Source organism: Pseudomonas sp. 05N434 (genome assembly GCF_056396965.1).
Map to the genome: position 1 here is coordinate 1 of NZ_JBFTMK010000027.1, position 17364 is coordinate 17364.

The following is a 17364-nucleotide window of genomic DNA, read 5'->3' on the forward strand; positions in this document are numbered from 1 at the left end:
GGTTCTTGGCGAAGCGGCGCAAGCGGGGTATCGCGGCATCGAATTGGGGCCATACGGTTACCTGCCACTGGACGCCGATGCGGTGGGCTCGGTGCTGGTCAAACACGGCCTGCACGTGGTGGCCGGCACGGTGTTCGACAATCTGGTCGATCCCGCCAACCTGCCCAGCCTGCTGCATCAAACCCGTAATATCTGCGCATTGCTCAAGCAGTTGCYGGCAATTCCCCTGGAGCCGGGGCAACGTTTCGCCATGCCGTGTCTGGTGGTCATCGATTGGGGGCATGAGGAGCGTGACTACGCCGCTGGCCACTCTGACCGCGCGCCGCGCCTGGCGCCCGATGCCTGGCGGGGCATGATGGCCCATATCCGCGCCATCGCCGAGTTGGCGTGGACGGAATTCGGTGTGCGCACGGTGATTCATCCGCACGCCGGGGGCTACATCGAGTTCGCCGATGAGCTGGCCCGACTGGTCGAAGACATCCCCTACGAAGTGGCTGGCCTGTGTCTGGACACCGGCCATCTGTACTACGCCGGTATGGACCCGGTGCAGACCCTGCGCCAGTACGCGGACCGCGTGGATTACCTGCATTTCAAAGACATCGATCAGGCCGTGTTCGATCAAGTGCTGGGCGAACACATCACCTTCTTCGCCGCGTGCGCAAGAGGCGTGATGTGCCCGATCGGCCAGGGTGTCATCGACTACGGCGCCTTGCGCGAGCTGATCACCGAGATCGGTTACCAGGGTTACATCACGGTCGAGCAAGAACGTGATCCACGTAACGCCCACGGCAGTCTGCGCGACGTGGCTGCCAGCCGTGACTACCTGTCCCGGGCGGGTTTCTGATTTCTCTCATGCGAAGGACTTTTCGATGATCAATGGCAGCAAGCGAATTCCTCAACCAATCCGCTGGGCGATGGTGGGCGGCGGGTGTGACAGTCAGATCGGCTACATCCATCGTTCGGCGGCCCTGCGTGACCAGTCGTTTGCACTGGTGGCCGGTGCCTTCGACCTGGACCCGCAACGCGGTCGCGACTTCGGTGTGCAACTGGGGGTCGACCCCGAGCGTTGCTACGGCGACTATCGCAGCCTGATTGAGGGCGAAGCCGGGCGGGCGGATGGTATCCAGGCCATTTCCGTGGCGACGCCCAATGGCACTCACTTTGAAATCACCAAGGCCGCTCTGGAAGCGGGGCTGCATGTGGTCTGTGAAAAGCCGCTGTGCTTCACCCTCGAGGAGGCGCAAACCCTGCGTGAAATCGCGTTGTCGCGAAACCGGGTGGTGGGGGTGACCTACGGCTATGCCGGGCACCAGTTGATCGAGCAGGCGCGGGAAATGATCGCCCAGGGTGAGTTGGGTGAGGTGCGCATGGTGCACATGCAGTTTGCCCATGGCTTCCACTGTGAGGCGGTCGAGGCGCAGAGCGAGGCGACCAAATGGCGGGTCGATCCGCGCCTCGCTGGCCCCAGTTATGTGCTGGGAGACGTTGGCACTCATCCGCTGTACCTGTCGGAAGTCATGCTGCCCGAGCTCAAGATCAAACGGCTGTTGTGCACACGCCAGAGCTTTGTCAAAAGCCGCGCACCACTCGAGGACAACGCCTACACACTGATGGAATACGAAGGCGGGGCCATGGGCAGTGTGTGGTCGAGCGCGGTGAACGCCGGATCCATGCATGGCCAGAAAATTCGGGTGATCGGCTCCAGGGCCAGCCTTGAATGGTGGGATGAGCGGCCGAACCAGCTGTCATTCGAAGTCCAGGGTAAACCTGCCCAGGTGCTGGAGCGCGGGATGGGTTATCTGCATCCCCATGCGTTGCTTGATGACCGGATCGGTGCCGGGCACCCGGAAGGGCTGTTCGATGCCTGGGCCAACCTCTATTACCGTTTCGCCTTGGCCATGGACGCCGCCAACCGTGGTGATCATGAACAACTGGCAACGCTGCGTTATCCAGACATCAATGCCGGTGTCGAAGGCGTGCGCTGGGTCGAGCGCTGCGTCCATTCTGYGGACCTGGGTGGGGTGTGGGTCGATTACTGAGTCACGGGTGCCCCTGGCGGATCGGCGTGCGGCTGAGCAGTCGTGAGATAGACTGATCAGCGGACATCGGACGGTGGGGGTCACAAGTGGCGCAATTCACATGGATTCGCTGATCACCGCAGCAGCGCGTGCGCTCGCGGCGGGTGATCCGCTCGGCGCGCTGAACCGCATCGCCTTGCGCAACGACGCGCCTGCACTCGCGCTTCGAGGCATCGCGATGGCGCAACTGGGTGACCTTGTGCGGGCGAAGGCGCTGGTGCGAAGTGCCGCGCGGGCGTTCGGTGCGAAGGAGGCCTTGGCCCGCGCGCGGTGTGTTGTTGCCGAGGCCGAGATCGCGCTCGCCTCCCGTGACCTGAACTGGCCGGTGAAGGCGCTCGACACCGCACGGACGACGCTTCAGGCACACGGCGATTGGGTCAACGCCGCCCATGCGCGCTATCTCGAGATTCGCCGCTTGCTGCTGATCGGGCATCTCGACGAGGCCGAGGGCCGTCTCGCCGAACTCGACCCGACGCCATTACTGCCCGCGTCGAGGGCTGCTTACGAACTGGTTCTGGCGGGCATCGCCATGCGTCGTCTGCAAACGAAAGCGGCGCGCGCGGCACTTGAGCGGGCCGGGCATGCTGCGCAGCACGCGGGCATTGCGGCACTCACCGCCGAGGTCGAAAGCGCCAGGCATATCCTCGATACACCAGCGGCGCGGCTGATTATCGGTGGGCAGGAACAGCCGCTGCTGCTCGATGAGATTGAAGCGTTATTGGCATCCCCCACGCTGGTGGTGGACGCTTGCCGGTATGTGGTGCGCGACGCAGACGCGTCGGTTTCGCTCGCCCGGCGTCCGGTGTTGTTCGCGCTCGCCCGGGCGCTGGGCGAAGCGTGGCCGGCCGACGTGCCGAGGGAAACGTTGATTGCGCGAGCCTTTCGGATGAAGCACGCGGATGAGTCCCATCGCGCACGGTTGCGCGTCGAACTCGGGCGGCTGCGCGGGGCGCTGCACTTGATTGCCGACGTGATCGCGACCCCACGAGGGTTTGCACTGGTGCCACGGGTTGCGCCTGACGTCGTGGTGCTGGCGCGGCCTGTCGAAGAACAGCATGCGACGCTGCTCGCTTTTCTCGCCGACGGTGAGTCGTGGTCGAGTTCGGCCCTGGCGTTGGTGCTCGGCGCCAGTCAGCGCACCGTGCAACGAGCCCTCGACACACTGGCGGCGACCGGCAAGGTGCAGTCGTTCGGTCACGGTCGGGCTCGTCGCTGGATGCTCCCGCCGGTACCTGGATTCGCGACGGGATTGTTACTCACGGCGTTGCTGCCCAGTGATTAGCATCCTCTTCACTACCCCAGTGAACGCAGTCAGTAAACGAGGAGCAAGACATGAAACATTCAACGGCTGAAATCATCCGCGAATACGGGCCTTTTCCGGGCATCGACCATGTGCACGGCGTCACCCATGACGGTCAGCGTGTCTGGTTTGCCTCCGGCGACAAACTCAACGCCCTGGACCCGGCCAGCGGCAAAACCCTGAAATCGATCGATGTCGCCGCCCATGCCGGCACCGCCTTCGATGGCCAGCATCTGTTTCAGATCGCCGAGGATCGCATCCAGAAGATCGACCCGCAGACCGGCCGCGTGCTCTCCACCATCCCCGCACCCGGTGGCGGTGGCGACTCGGGGCTGGCGTGGGCCGAAGGCACGCTCTGGGTCGGTGAGTATCGCGAGCGCAAGATCCATCAGGTCGATCCCCAGACCGGAGCGGTGCTGCGCACCCTCGAATCCAACCGCTTTGTTACCGGGGTGACCTGGGTCGAGGGTGATCTGTGGCATGGCACCTGGGAAGGTGACGAGAGCGAGCTGCGACGAGTCGATCCGGCCACGGGCGAGGTGCTGGAGAGTGTCCAGATGCCAGCTGGCGTCGGCGTGTCGGGGCTTGAGTTCGATGGCCACGACCGGTTTTTCTGTGGCGGCGGCAACAGCGGGAAGGTGAGAGCCGTGCGCCGGCCAGAATGACAGGCTGCACCCAGCCCGTCAGAAGGTGAACGCTTGCGCCGAGCGTGAAGGACGCTGAGTCATCTCGATTTCCAGCAGATGCTCAACCAGCACATCATTCAAAAAGCGGAACTGATCGTTAAGCCCCACCACTTCGTTACTGAAGTGGTGGGTGGCCGCCGGCATCAGCAAGGTTTCGAATTGCTTGTCGAACACCAGCGCGACGGCTTTGCGAGAGACGACCTGTTGCGAATAGTAGTTGCTGCCGAACACCGGAAAGCTCACGGCGAGGTTGACGGAATAGATCATGATGTCGGCTCCTCGGTTTGACCGATATCCAGCACCAGGCGGGAAAACAGGGTCAGGGTGATGGCCGTCAGGGCCAGGCAGGTCAGAAGGTGGATCAACATGGTCTGCCCCTCCGATGCGGGGTTTGAGTGGCGATGAGTTGATCCTGCACCTGACGGTTTTTTTGCGGAAGGCATTCGCGGCGATGGTGAATATCGACGTGGATGATGGTGGCGTTCCTCGATGGACTTGCGGGTCTGCTCGCGCAGGTATTTTTGAGGGCGCTATCACACTTCCTGACGGACGGCCCCCAGCCCCGACCTATACTCAAATCAACATGCTTTTACGCGTCGAACGCTCCGTTCGACGCAGACTGTAGGACACTGCGATCTTGAACCTGCGTTCGCTGATCGTCGCTGTGTTGGTGGTACTGGCGGGATGCGTAACGACTGCGCGTGCCCCGGTAGTCGTGGCGCCGGTAGTGGTTTCCCAGAGCACCTGGCAGCAGGTTGACCAGGAAATTGTCGCGGCTTCGCAGCAGGCCACCGAACAGGCCAGGGTCTATGCCCGCGGATCCATGGAGCATTGGCGCACGCGGGTTTACGAACAGACCGAAGAAGTCTTCATTCCGTGGTTCAGCAGCTATTGGACCMAGGAATGGCTGTCGATGAAGGTCAGCTGGTACACCCTCAGTGCCGGGGGTGAGCAGGATGCCTCGGCCAAACGCCTGGCGGCCTATCTGTTGGAGCAATATCACCACAAAGTGCTGGACCCGGTAGCGGTGGAGATCGATCCCGACGAGATCCTCGGGCAGGCGACAGCGTATTACGTGCAAGCTCTCGGCCAGCAACTTCAGGTCATCTCCCAGCGTCATGGCGTGCCGATGGCGCAGCTCAACGACCGTATCCAGAAAATTCCGGCGATTTCGCTGGGACCGCCGCCCGCCCGTGACGCGTCGCTGTATCAGGTGGTGCACAGTGAACCGCTGACTAAGTTGCCGGCCTACGCGGCGTTGATCGACAAGATCCACACGGCAGGCGGTGAGAAGGGCATTGCCTCGACGGACGCCGGCATGACGCCAGTGGCCAAGCGCGCGAGTAAACGAATGGAAGCCGAAATGGCCCCACGAGGCGCGGCTGGTGCCGTGGCGGCAGCGGCGGGGAAACTGGCCGGGGCGGTGATTTCCCTGGGAGTGGCGGGGGTGCGTGCGGTTATTCAAGCCAACGACCGACCCGATAGCGAGGCGCTGATCCGCAGCAGCCTGGGCGACTCATTCGACAAGGCGTGGCTGAAGCTGGTGCAAAACCCTACCACCGGTGTCATGGCCGGAACGCTGTACATGGCCGGGCAAATCGAAGGCGGCTTGGCCCAGTCCCTGGCCCAGCCTGTTGCACAACCTGTTGCTCAGCCCGTCGAACCGTCGGTCGGCTTGGGTGCGGGAACTGTCGATTGGAGCCACGCTGGATCGACTACCCAGCAGATCAACCCATAACCCGAGGAGAATGATCATGGCTTACGTTGATGGCTTCGTCGCAGCGGTGCCCAAGGCCAACCGCGAAAAGTTCAAGAAACACGCGGAGTCCGCCGCCGCGATTTTCAAGGAAAACGGCGCGCTCAGCCTCGCTGAATGCTGGGGCGACGACGTGCCTGATGGCAAAGTGACGTCGTTTCCCATGGCGGTCAAACTCAAGGAAGACGAGACCGTGGTGTTTTCCTGGATCGTCTGGCCGGACAAGGCCACCCGTGACGCCGGCATGGCGAAACTGATGAGCGATCCGCGGATGCAACCGGACGTCAATCCGATGCCGTTCGACGGCCAGCGGGCGATTTTTGGCGGTTTCGAAATGCTCGTCAAAGCCTGAAGAGGCGGCAGGATCACTCCGGCGTCGGGGTGATCCTGCAGCTTTTGCGATTGCGAATCTCGCTGTCCGACGGCCGCTCCTTGATGAACTCGAAGCGCGGCTCGCCTTCGTTGTAATGAACCAGCCAGCCCCATTCCAGCTCGGACTCATCCTGGCCGGGCTTCGGTGGTACGGCCCACCATGGCTCTTTGCTGATGACCTGACGCATGGCGTCCTCCCGTCGATTCGGTTGCTTCAACTATAACGCGCATGCCGGCAGGTGCCAGAAATGGGCTTGCTGGCGGGGTATCCCTTTGTAAAATCAAAGGGTCCCCGAGCATTGAGGTGCCAGACATGAGCGATGAAACCCGCGAGCCGTTCAAACGGCTGTTTTTCGCCCTGAACTGCGCTCCCGAACAACGCCGGGCCATCGCCCAATGGCGCAGCGCGCTGGGGCTCAACGTCGGGCGCCCGGTGCCGGCGGAAAACTTTCATCTGACCCTGCTGTTTCTCGGCACGGTGGGCATGGCGCAAATAGCCGGTGTCTGCAAGGCCGCCGCCAATATCCGCACGTCCGGCGTGCCGTTGACGGTGGTGCTGGATCGGCTGGACGTCTGGCGTCGCTCCGGGGTGTTGCTGCTGGCGCCCGCGCAGGCGGCACCGGAGCTGCTGCGCCTGGTGTATGCGCTGGAGCAGGCCATGCTGCCGTTCGGTTTTGAAGACACCCATCGGGAATTCCGCCCGCATTTGACCCTGATGCGCGACTACCGGGCGCCGGTCCCCGAATCCGCGACGCCGCCCGAGTTTTACCTGCGCGCCGATCGATTCAGCCTGTTCGAGTCCCATAAAGGCCGATACATAGCGTTGGCCGAGTGGCCGCTGGTCGCTTCATAAGCCCACAAAAAAAGGCGCCCGAGGGCGCCTGAATTCACCTAAACCGAGGAAGCCAGGTGAAGCCGTTCTGCAGAGAGGAGTGCAGCGGTGGTAAGGCGCTGCGTGAACGGAAAAGAGAAAGCTGTAATGGATGATCGTTCCCACGCGGAGCATGGGGACGATCAGTGAGGCGGGATTACTTGCCCAGCTTCACCCGCGTCCAGCCCCGGGTCATGATCCGCTGGGTGGCGATTGGCATGTCAGGAATGGCATACAACGTCGCCATCACCGCTTGCGGCGGATACGACCCTGGGTCGTCGCGAATCGCTTCATCCACCAACGGCGTGGCCGCCGCGTTGGCATTGCTGTAGCCGATGCTGTTGGTGACTTCGGYGATGATGTCCGGGCGCATCAGGAAGTTCATGAACAGGTAGGCGTTGTCGACGTTGGCGGCGTCCCGAGGGATGGCGACCATGTCGTAAAAGCTGCCGGCGCCTTCTTTCGGGATGCTGTACTCGATCTTGACCTTGTCGCCGGCTTCCTGGGCGCGGGCCTTGGCTTGCAGTACGTCGCCGGAGTAACCGACGGCGACGCAGATGTTGCCGTTGGCCAGGTCGGAGATGTATTTCGACGAATGAAAGTAGGCCACCGATGGCCGGATCTTCATGAACAGCGCCTCGGCTTCGGTGATTTGCGCCTTGTCCCGGGAGTTCACCGGATAGCCCAGATAGTGCAGGGCAGCCGGAAGCATTTCCGTCGGTGAATCAAGAAAGCTGATGCCACAGGCTTTGAGCTTGGCGGCGTTTTCCGGTTTGAACAGCAAGTCCCAGGAGTTCACCGGGGCATCAGTGCCGAGCACTTCCTTGACCTTGGCCGGGTTGTAACCGATGCCGATCGAACCCCACATGTACGGGAAGGCGTGGCCGTTATCCGGGTCGCTGGCCGAGGCATTTTTCAGCAGCACCGGGTTGAGATTCTTCCAGTTCGGCAGCTTCGATTTGTCCAGTTCCTGATAGACCCCGGCCTTGATCTGCTTGGCCAGGAAACTGTTGGACGGCACCACGATGTCATAGCCCGATTTTCCCGCCAGCAGCCGTGCCTCAAGGGTTTCGTTACTGTCGAACACATCGTAGGTCACGCGGATACCGGTCTCGTCTTCGAACTTCTTGACGGTGTCCGGGGCGATGTAATCCGACCAGTTGTAGACGCGCAGTACCTTGTCATTGGCCTGGGCGCCAGCGGTGATTGCGCCCAATAAGGACAGTGTCAGCAGAGTCCTGCCAAACATTTTCATCGGTACAACTCCATTCTTTTTATTCAAATCGCATAAAACAAAAATGCGGTGAACACGAAACCTGTGGCTAGCGGACTTACCTGTGGCGAGGGAGCTTGCTCCCGCTGGGCTGCGTAGCGGCCCCAAAATTCTGGCAACCCATACCTATTTGTGAGTGCTGCGCACTCAAGCGCGAGCAAGCTCGCTCGCCACAGGTCAGTGCTCACTTGACAGTGGCACTAGACCGTCGCTTCTAGCATTTGCTTTTTCGGTTGTTGCCAGGACTCGCTGGCAGTCTGGTCCATCGCTTCCTGAATCGCTCGTTTGCGGGTGGCTTCGGCCCTGCGGCTGAAATACCAGACCATGAACGTGACAATCGACACCGCCAGCAGAATCAGGCTGGCCACGGCATTGATCTCAGGCTTCACGCCCAGGCGCACCGCCGAGAACACTTCCATCGGCAGGGTCGTCGACCCTGGCCCCGACACAAAGCTCGCCAACACCAAATCATCCAGCGACAAGGCAAACGACATCATGCCGCCGGCCGCCAGTGATGGCGCGATCATCGGAATGGTGATCAGGAAGAACACCTTGAGCGGCCGYGCACCGAGGTCCATGGCSGCTTCTTCGATSGACAAATCCARYTCACGCAAGCGCGCCGACACCACCACCGCCACATASGCTGCACAGAATGTGGTGTGAGCGATCCAGATGGTGACGATGCCGCGYTCCTGCGGCCAGCCGATCAWCTGCGCCATGGCCACGAACAGCAGCAACAGCGAYAGACCGGTGATCACTTCCGGCATCACCAGCGGTGCGGTAACCAGGCCGCCAAACAGTGTGCGGCCCTTGAAGCGGGTGATGCGGGTCAGCACGAACGCCGCCAGCGTCCCCAATGCCACCGCCGCTATCGCCGTGTAGCAAGCGATTTCCAGCGAGCGCACCACTGAGCCCATCAGTTGCGTGTTGTCGAGCAGGCCCACATACCATTTGATCGACCAGCCGCCCCACACCGTTACCAGTTTCGAGGCGTTGAACGAGTAGATCACCAGGATCAGCATTGGCGCGTAGATGAACAGCAGACCCAGCACCAGCATCAGGTTCGAGAAACGGAAGCGCTTCATTCTTTACCCTCCATTTCCTTGGCCTGACTGCGGTTGAACAGGATGATCGGCACAATCAGGATTGCCAGCATCACCACCGCCAGGGCAGACGCCACCGGCCAGTCGCGGTTGTTGAAGAACTCTTGCCAGAGCACTTTACCGATCATCAGGGTTTCCGGACCACCGAGCAGTTCCGGGATCACGAACTCCCCCACCACCGGGATGAACACCAGCATGCAGCCGGCGATAATGCCGTTTTTCGACAGCGGCACGGTGATCTTCCAGAAGCTGTTGAAGTTGCTCGAACCGAGGTCCGATGCGGCTTCCAGCAGGCTGTGATCGTGTTTCACCAGGTTGGCGTAGAGCGGYAGGATCATGAACGGCAGATAGGAGTAAACAACCCCGATATAAACCGCCAGGTTGGTATTGAGGATCTGCAACGGCTCGTCGATCCAGCCCATGCTCATCAGAAAACCATTGAGCAGCCCGTTGTTGCTGAGGATGCCCATCCACGCATACACGCGGATCAGGATCGCGGTCCAGGTCGGCATCATGATCAGCAGCACCAGCACCGTTTGCAGCTCTTTGCGGGCGGTGGCAATGCCATAGGCCATCGGGTAGCCGATCAGCAGGCAGAGGATGGTGCTGAACAGCGCCATCTTCAGCGAGCCTAGGTAAGCGGCGATGTACAACTCGTCATCGCCCAGCATCGCGTAGTTGGCCAGGTTGAGTAGCACCTGCAGTTTCTGGTCAACGAAGGTGTAGATCTCGGTGTACGGCGGAATGGCCACGTCGGCTTCAGCGAAGCTGATCTTCAGGACGATGAAGAACGGCAGCATGAAGAACATGAACAGCCAGATGAACGGAACCCCGATGACCAGCTGACGGCCACCGGGAAGTATTCGATTGAGCCGGCGTTTGAGTTTGCGCATGTTCATGAGCGAAGTACCACGCCGCTGTCGTCTTCCCACCACACGTAAACCTGGTCACCCCAGGTCGGGCGCTGGCCACGGCGCTCGGCGTTGGCGACGAAGGACTGCACCAGCTTGCCGCTCGGCAGTTCGACGTAGAACACCGAATGGCCGCCGAGGTAGGCGATGTCGTGCACCTTGCCGCTGGACCAGTTGTGTTCGCAGGTCGGCATTTCGGCCGTCACCAGCAGTTTTTCCGGACGGATTGCGTAAGTAACGGACTTGTCCTGCACCGAGGTGCTGATGCCGTGACCCACGTAAATGTTGCGGTCCAGATCCTTGCAGGTGATCAGTGCATGGCCCTCGGCGTCGTCCACCACTTCACCTTCGAAGATGTTGACGTTGCCGATGAAYTCGCAGACCAKGCGGCTGRYCGGKGYTTCRTAGATGTCGAYCGGGCTGCCGATCTGGGCGATCCAGCCCAGGTGCATGATCGCGATGCGCTCGGCCATGGTCATGGCYTCTTCCTGGTCGTGGGTCACCATSACGCAGGTYACGCCGACSCGYTCGATGATYTCSACCAGYTCCAGYTGCATYTGCGAACGCAGCTTCTTGTCCAGCGCGCCCATCGGTTCGTCGAGCARCAACAGCTTCGGCCSCTTGGCCAACGAACGCGCCAGGGCCACGCGCTGACGCTGACCACCGGACAGCTGATGCGGTTTGCGCTTGGCGTACTCGCTCATCTGCACCAGCTTGAGCATCTCGGCCACGCGGGCATCGACCTCGGCCGTCGGGATCTTGTCCTGCTTGAGGCCGAAAGCGATGTTCTGCGCCACGGTCATGTGCGGGAACAAGGCGTAGGACTGGAACATCATGTTGATCGGCCGCTCGTACGGCGGCATGTCAGTGATGTCTACGCCATCGAGGAAAATGCGCCCCTCCGTGGGCCGTTCGAAACCTGCCAGCATCCGCAGCAAGGTGGATTTGCCCGAACCCGAGCCGCCGAGCAAGGCGAAGATTTCGCCTTTCTTGATTTCCAGGGACACGTCGTCCACGGCAATCGTCTCGTCGAACTTTTTGGTGACCCGGTCGATTTTGACCAACACCTGTTTAGGTGATTGGTCGCCCTCGAGGGCTTTCTTATAGGCGCCGGAGGCAACTGCCATTTACGAAACTCCCAACAGAATTTGCAGTTCGCTCAATGTGGCGAACCTGGATAGGTTGACGCTATTTGCCCGACTTGACCTTGGTCCAGCTGCGCGTCATCAAACGTTGAATGTTCGGCGGTAACTCGATGGACACGTACATCTTGTCGAGGACCGCTTGCGGCGGATAAACCGACGCGTCAGTGCGTATGGATTGTTCCATCAGTTTGTCCGACCCAGGGTTTGGGTTGGCGTAGCCCACGGCATCGCTGACCTTGGCGATTACCTCAGGCTTGAGCAAATAGTTGATGAAGGCGTGGGCTTCCTTGACGTTGGCCGCATCCTTGGGGATCGCCAGCATATCGAACCAGAGCGCGCCGCCCTCTTTTGGAATCGAGTAGGCGATGTTCATGCCTTTACCGGCTTCAGCCGCGCGGGCCTTGGCCTGGAACATGTCGCCGGAAAAACCGATCGCAACGCAGATATCGCCGTTGGCCAGGTCCGCGATGTATTTGGATGAGTGGAAGTACGTCACATAAGGCCGCACCGCCAGCAATTTAGCCTCGGCCTTTTTGTAGTCTTCGGGGTTGGTGCTATTGGCGTTCAGGCCCATGTAGTTGAGGACCGTGGGCATCATTTCATCGGCGGAGTCGAGGAACGCGACGCCGCAGCTGTGCAGCTTCTTGATGTTTTGCGGCTCGAACACCACATCCCAGGAGTCGATCTTGTCGAGCCCCAGCACAGCCTTGATCTTGTCGACGTTGTAACCGATGCCGTTGGTGCCCCACAGATACGGCACGGCATATTGGTTACCCGGATCGTTCTGCTCCAGGCGCTTGAGCAACACCGGGTCGAGGTTGGAATAGTTGCCTAGCTTAGACTTGTCGAGCTTCTGGAAAGCGCCGGCCTTGATCTGCTTGCCAAGGAAATGGTTGGACGGCACGACCACGTCGTAACCGGTACGCCCGGCCAGCAATTTGCCTTCCAGGGTTTCGTTGGAATCGAATACGTCGTAAATCGGCTTGATACCGGCGTCTTTCTGGAAGTCGGCCAGGGTGGTCTCACCAATGTAGTCCGACCAGTTATAAATATGCACCGTGCCGGTGGCCTGGGCACTGACGGCAAGCGTCAGCCCGGCGCCGACCAGCAGGGCATTGCGCAACAAAGAAAAAACAGGCAAGTGGAGGTCCTCTAAAATTAGTTGGGCCCAAGTTGCCCCGCGCTACATGACAGCCATGGCTGCCTGACAACAAAACCGGCGCGCAACTTACCCTCGAAAAACCGTTCCAGCAAACTTTATGAAGATCCTGTAGCAGCGGCCGCAGGCTGCGTTCAACTGCGAAGCAGTTGTGCTGTCGAAAAGCGGAGGTCCTTCGGACCTCAACGCAGCCTTCGGCAGCTGCTACAGGGTTTATTACTTATTTACCGGATTTGATCTTGGTCCAGCTGCGGGTCAGTTCACGCTGGGTTGCGGCTGGCAAATCAGCGATCGCATACAGCTTGGCCTGTACTTCAGGAGTCGGATAGATGCCCGGATCCGAAGTGATGTCCTTGCTCACATACTGGGTGGCTTCAGCATTACCGTTAGGGAAACGCACGGCGTTGGTGATGTCAGCCATTACTTTCGGTTGCAGCAGGTAGTTCATGAACTTGTAGGCCCCCTCGACGTTTTCCGCATCCTTGGGGATTGCGACCATGTCGTAGAAGCTGCCAGCGCCTTCTTTTGGAATGGCGTAACTGACTTTCACCTTGTCACCGGCTTCGGCAGCACGGGACTTGGCTTGCTGGACGTCACCCGAATAGCCGACGGCTACGCAGATGTTGCCGTTGGCCAGGTCCGAGATGTACTTCGAGGAGTGGAAGTAGGTGATCGAAGGACGAATCTTGAGGAACAGCTCCTCGGCTTTCTTGATGTCTTCTTTCTTCTGGCTGTCGGTTGGCAGACCCAGGTAATGCAGGGCGACCGGCAGCATTTCGGTCGGCGAATCCAGGAAGCTCACGCCGCAGCCCTTAAGCTTGGCAATGTTTTCAGGCTTGAGCAGGGTGTCCCAGGAATCGATCGTGTCGACGCCCAGTGCTGCCTTGACTTTCTCAGGGTTGTAACCGATCCCGATCGAGCCCCACATGTAAGGGAAGGCATGTTTGTTGTCCGGGTCACTGACGGAAACCGCTTTAAGCAGTGATTTGTTCAGGTTGCCGTAGTTGGACAGCTTGGACTTGTCCAGCTCCCGGTAAACACCGGCCTTGATTTGCTTGGCGAGGAAGTTGTTCGACGGTACGACAACGTCGTAACCGGACTTGCCTGCCAGCAACTTGGCTTCCAGGGTTTCGTTGCTGTCGAATACGTCGTACACCACCTTGATCCCGGACTCTTTTTCGAAGTTCGCGATGGTGTCCGGTGCGATGTAATCGGACCAGTTGTACACGTGCAGCACTTTATCGTCGGCCTGAACGGCGCCCGCCATCACGCCCATCAGGGACATGGCGAGGAGGGTCTTGCCAGTTATCTTCATACCTAATGCCTTCATGGGTAATGCTCCAGTTTTTCTTTTTAACCACGTGCTCAGCAGCCTGTTACAGGGCATCCGAACAACCGTTAGTCTGGCAAGATCCAAGGCAGGCTTTCAAGGAAAGCCCCATCCTTTGTTTGCACTGAGCGAAGTGCAGACATTGCACCTCGCTCAGAGCCTAGCACTTAGCCCTGCAACGCACTCAGGGTCAGGTCCAGGCACTTGCGCGCCTTGGTCACCAACTCGTCGATTTCAGCCGGTGTAATCACCAGTGGCGGAGCAATGATCATGGTGTCGCCGACCGCGCGCATGATCAGGCCGTTGTCGAAGCAGAACTGCCGGCAGATCATGCCGACGCCCTTGCCTTCGTAACGCTTGCGAGTGGCCTTGTCCTGAACCAGCTCGATAGCCCCCAACAGACCGACCCCACGCACTTCCCCCACCAACGGGTGATCGTTCAGTTCCCGTAGACGCTTCTGCAAATAAGGTGCCGTCTCTGCTCGCACATGCTCGACAATTTTCTCATCGCGCAGGATGCGGATGTTTTCCAGCGCCACCGCCGCGGCCACCGGGTGCCCGGAATAGGTGAAACCGTGGTTGAAATCACCACMTTCGTTGAGCACCTCGACCACATCGTCATGCACGATCAGGCCACCCATCGGGATGTAGCCGGACGTCAGACCTTTGGCGATGGTCATCATGTGGGGCTTGAGGTCGTAGAAATCGGTACCGAACCACTCACCGGTACGACCGAAACCGCAGATCACCTCGTCGGCCACGAACAGGATGTCGTACTTGGCGAGGATTTCCTTGATGCGCGGCCAGTAGCTGTCTGGCGGAATGATCACGCCGCCGGCGCCCTGGATCGGCTCGGCAATAAAGGCACCGACGTTGTCGACGCCGATTTCCAGAATCTTCTCTTCCAGCTGATTGGCCGCCCAGATACCGAACTCTTGTGGCGTCATGTCACCGCCTTCACCGAACCAATACGGTTGGGCGATGTGGACGATGCCCGGGATCGGCAAATCGCCCTGTTCGTGCATGTACGTCATGCCACCCAGGCTCGCGCCGGCCACGGTGGAGCCGTGATAGCCGTTCTTGCGACTGATGATGACTTTCTTCTTCGGCTGGCCCTTGATCGCCCAGTAGTGGCGAACCATCCGCAGCATGGTGTCGTTGCCTTCGGAACCGGAACCGGTGAAGAACACATGATTCATGCCTTCAGGCGCGATTTCAGCGATGACCTTGGCCAGCTCCAGCACCGGCGGGTGAGCGGTCTGGAAGAACAGGTTGTAATAAGGCRGTTCGCGCATTTGCTTGGCGGCGGCATCGGCCAGTTCATCGCGACCATAGCCGATCGCGACGCACCACAGACCGGCCATGCCGTCGAGGATCTTGTTGCCTTCGCTGTCCCAGAGGTAAACACCCTTGGCATTGGTGATGATCCGCGGGCCTTTCTCTTTCAGCTGCTTGAAGTCGCTGAACGGGGCCAGGTGGTGATCATTGCTCAGGGTTTGCCATGCACGGGTTTGCGGGTTGTTGCTGGTCATGCGAATTCTCCTTGGATTGCAGTGACGGCGCGACGTCAGAGGGCAATCACGCCCCTTGTCGCGCCCGGCGCATCAGACGGCGAAGAGCAGGAACTCCCGCTCCCACGAACTGATCACGCGCTTGAAGTTTTCATGCTCGGCCCGCTTGACCGCGACGTAGCCTGTGATGAATTTCTTGCTCAGATACTTTTCGATGGTCTTGCTGTTTTCCATACGATCCAGCGCGTCTTCGATGGTTAACGGCAGGCGCAGATTGCGCCGCTCGTAACCACGCCCCACCACCGGGGCACTCGGGTTATGCCCTTCGAGCATCCCGATCAGGCCGCACAACAGGCTGGCGGCGATGGCCAGGTAAGGGTTGGCGTCGGCACCCGGCAGACGGTTTTCCACCCGACGGTTCTGCGGCCCGGCATCCGGAACCCGCAGGCCCACGGTGCGGTTCTCTTCGCCCCACTCCACGTTCACCGGTGCCGAGGTATCCGGCAGGAAGCGGCGGAACGAATTGACGTTGGGCGCGAACAGCGGCAGCAACTCAGGGATGAATTTCTGCAAACCGCCGATGTGATGGAGGAACAGCTGGCTCATGGTCCCGTCTTCATTGGAGAAGACGTTTTTGCCGGTCTCGATGTCGATGATGCTCTGGTGCAAWTGCATGGCACTGCCCGGCTCGCCAGTCATGGGCTTGGCCATGAAGGTCGCCGCCACGTTGTGCTTGAGTGCGGCTTCTCGCATGGTGCGTTTGAACACCAGAATCTGGTCGGCCAGGGACAGGGCATCGCCGTGACGGAAGTTGATTTCCATCTGCRCAGTGCCGTCCTCGTGGATCAACGTGTCGAGGTCCAGCTCCTGCAATTCGCACCAGTCGTAGACGTCTTCGAACAACGGGTCGAATTCGTTCGCCGCTTCAATGGAGAACGACTGGCGACCGGTTTCCGGACGACCGGAACGGCCAATCGGCGGTTGCAACGGGTAGTCCGGGTCATCGCTGCGCTTAGTGAGGTAGAACTCCATTTCCGGCGCCACGATCGGCTGCCAGCCGTGGTCGGCGTAGAGTTTCAGTACCTTCTTGAGCACGTTGCGCGGCGACAGCTCGATCGGGTTGCCCTGCTTGTCGTAGGTGTCGTGGATCACGATGGCGGTGGGTTCAATGGCCCAGGGCACCAGGAACACGGCGTTCTGGTCGGGGCGGCAGACCATGTCGATGTCGGCCGGGTCGAGCAGTTCGTAATAGATGTCGTCTTCGACATAGTCGCCGGTCACGGTCTGTAACAGAACGCTTTCGGGCAGGCGCATGCCTTTTTCGGCGATGAACTTATTGGTCGGCGAGATCTTGCCCCGGGTGATGCCGGTCAGGTCGCCAATCATGCATTCGACTTCTGTGATCTTGTGGTCTTTCAACCAATCGGTGAGCTGGTCGAGGTTGTTACTCATAAATGCCTCTTAGGCTTGAGTTTCCTGACTTTTATAAGTCAGGCGTTGTTTGACGCATCGGCGTCGCGTTGTAATGCGCGCTTGCGGCAGGCATCGCCAAATGCCTGGAAAATCGCAAGGTAGTCAGGATTCAAGCTTACCTGCCATTCGGGATGCCATTGCACGCCTAAAGCAAAAGCTTTGCCTTCGATTACAGAGACCGCTTCGATCAGCCCATCGGGCGCCACAGCTTCCACACGAAGGCCCGGCGCCAGCCGCTCGACGCCCTGACCATGAATCGAGTTGACTTGAATGTCGCTCGCCAGGCCCAGCCCCGCAAGTACACCGCCCGGCTGGACGTGCACCGGGTGACTGGGGGCGTACTGCCCTTCGAGCGGCAGGCTGTCGTCTTCACGGTGGTCCATGAAGGGACCGGCC

The 17364-nt window shown here is 60.0% G+C and carries 18 protein-coding genes; 7 read left to right on the top strand and 11 right to left on the bottom strand.

What is annotated here, in order from left to right; all coding sequences use genetic code 11:
• The 4 genes from AC1DLB_RS03275 to AC1DLB_RS03290 all read left to right on the top strand — a co-directional run.
• A partial coding sequence (locus AC1DLB_RS03275; protein ID WP_477784595.1) for a TIM barrel protein occupies positions 1 to 844 on the top strand: 844 nt, incomplete at its 5' end.
• Positions 845 to 869: 25 nt separating this feature from the next.
• Entirely contained in the window at positions 870 to 2039 is a 1170-nt protein-coding gene (locus AC1DLB_RS03280) for a Gfo/Idh/MocA family protein (protein ID WP_477784596.1), read from the top strand.
• A gap of 100 nt (positions 2040 to 2139) precedes the next feature.
• Positions 2140 to 3360 carry a helix-turn-helix domain-containing protein gene (locus tag AC1DLB_RS03285; protein ID WP_477744462.1) on the top strand — a complete coding sequence of 407 codons (1221 nt, stop codon included), beginning with the start codon at positions 2140 to 2142 and terminating at the stop codon, positions 3358 to 3360.
• 50 nt (positions 3361 to 3410) lie between these two features.
• The gene (locus AC1DLB_RS03290) at positions 3411 to 4043 is read left to right on the top strand and encodes a Vgb family protein (protein ID WP_064618500.1); all 633 of its coding nucleotides are present in this window, start codon (positions 3411 to 3413) and stop codon (positions 4041 to 4043) included.
• Between the two features lie 18 nt (positions 4044 to 4061).
• Here the strand turns inward: AC1DLB_RS03290 and AC1DLB_RS03295 are convergent, their stop codons facing one another.
• On the bottom strand, positions 4062 to 4331 hold the full coding sequence (locus AC1DLB_RS03295; protein ID WP_064618498.1) for a hypothetical protein: 270 nt from the start codon (positions 4329 to 4331) through the stop codon (positions 4062 to 4064).
• A gap of 370 nt (positions 4332 to 4701) precedes the next feature.
• Here AC1DLB_RS03295 and AC1DLB_RS03300 point away from each other — a divergent pair, with 370 nt between their 5' ends.
• Together AC1DLB_RS03300 and AC1DLB_RS03305 are read left to right on the top strand one after the other, a co-directional pair.
• A complete protein-coding gene (locus AC1DLB_RS03300; RefSeq protein ID WP_477784597.1) occupies positions 4702 to 5802 on the top strand; it encodes a hypothetical protein in 1101 nt (366 codons plus the stop codon).
• A gap of 16 nt (positions 5803 to 5818) precedes the next feature.
• Positions 5819 to 6172, top strand: a complete 354-nt coding sequence (locus tag AC1DLB_RS03305) for a DUF1428 domain-containing protein (protein ID WP_018930098.1) — start codon at positions 5819 to 5821, stop codon at positions 6170 to 6172.
• Between the two features lie 13 nt (positions 6173 to 6185).
• On the opposite strand, the gene AC1DLB_RS03310 is transcribed toward AC1DLB_RS03305, so the two are convergent.
• Positions 6186 to 6380 (bottom strand): hypothetical protein, encoded by a 195-nt coding sequence (locus tag AC1DLB_RS03310; protein WP_018930099.1) that lies wholly within the window; start codon positions 6378 to 6380, stop codon positions 6186 to 6188.
• Positions 6381 to 6505: 125 nt separating this feature from the next.
• Here AC1DLB_RS03310 and thpR point away from each other — a divergent pair, with 125 nt between their 5' ends.
• Positions 6506 to 7045, top strand: a complete 540-nt coding sequence (gene thpR, locus AC1DLB_RS03315; RefSeq protein WP_477744461.1) for an RNA 2',3'-cyclic phosphodiesterase — start codon at positions 6506 to 6508, stop codon at positions 7043 to 7045.
• 175 nt (positions 7046 to 7220) lie between these two features.
• On the opposite strand, the gene AC1DLB_RS03320 is transcribed toward thpR, so the two are convergent.
• The 9 genes from AC1DLB_RS03320 to AC1DLB_RS03360 form a co-directional block, all read right to left on the bottom strand.
• Positions 7221 to 8318 (bottom strand): polyamine ABC transporter substrate-binding protein, encoded by a 1098-nt coding sequence (locus AC1DLB_RS03320; protein WP_477784598.1) that lies wholly within the window; start codon positions 8316 to 8318, stop codon positions 7221 to 7223.
• Positions 8319 to 8536: 218 nt separating this feature from the next.
• A complete protein-coding gene (locus tag AC1DLB_RS03325; protein WP_477784599.1) occupies positions 8537 to 9421 on the bottom strand; it encodes an ABC transporter permease subunit in 885 nt (294 codons plus the stop codon).
• Positions 9418 to 10338, bottom strand: a complete 921-nt coding sequence (locus AC1DLB_RS03330; RefSeq protein ID WP_018928637.1) for an ABC transporter permease subunit — start codon at positions 10336 to 10338, stop codon at positions 9418 to 9420. The genes AC1DLB_RS03325 and AC1DLB_RS03330 overlap by 4 nt, the downstream gene beginning before the upstream one ends.
• Complete coding sequence (locus tag AC1DLB_RS03335) at positions 10335 to 11477, bottom strand: ABC transporter ATP-binding protein (protein ID WP_477784600.1); 1143 nt, start codon at positions 11475 to 11477, stop codon at positions 10335 to 10337. The genes AC1DLB_RS03330 and AC1DLB_RS03335 overlap by 4 nt, the downstream gene beginning before the upstream one ends.
• Positions 11478 to 11538: 61 nt before the next feature.
• On the bottom strand, positions 11539 to 12636 hold the full coding sequence (locus tag AC1DLB_RS03340; RefSeq protein WP_064621021.1) for a polyamine ABC transporter substrate-binding protein: 1098 nt from the start codon (positions 12634 to 12636) through the stop codon (positions 11539 to 11541).
• Positions 12637 to 12874: 238 nt separating this feature from the next.
• Entirely contained in the window at positions 12875 to 13969 is a 1095-nt protein-coding gene (locus AC1DLB_RS03345) for a polyamine ABC transporter substrate-binding protein (protein ID WP_018928634.1), read from the bottom strand.
• A 182-nt stretch (positions 13970 to 14151) separates the two neighbouring features.
• The gene (locus tag AC1DLB_RS03350) at positions 14152 to 15516 is read right to left on the bottom strand and encodes an aspartate aminotransferase family protein (RefSeq protein ID WP_477784601.1); all 1365 of its coding nucleotides are present in this window, start codon (positions 15514 to 15516) and stop codon (positions 14152 to 14154) included.
• A gap of 72 nt (positions 15517 to 15588) precedes the next feature.
• Positions 15589 to 16947: a glutamine synthetase family protein gene (locus AC1DLB_RS03355; protein ID WP_477784602.1), complete on the bottom strand. Its 1359-nt coding sequence runs from the start codon at positions 16945 to 16947 to the stop codon at positions 15589 to 15591.
• A 38-nt stretch (positions 16948 to 16985) separates the two neighbouring features.
• Positions 16986 to 17364, bottom strand: a 379-nt coding sequence (locus AC1DLB_RS03360; RefSeq protein ID WP_477784603.1) for a gamma-glutamyl-gamma-aminobutyrate hydrolase family protein, incomplete at its 5' end; no start/stop codon positions are given.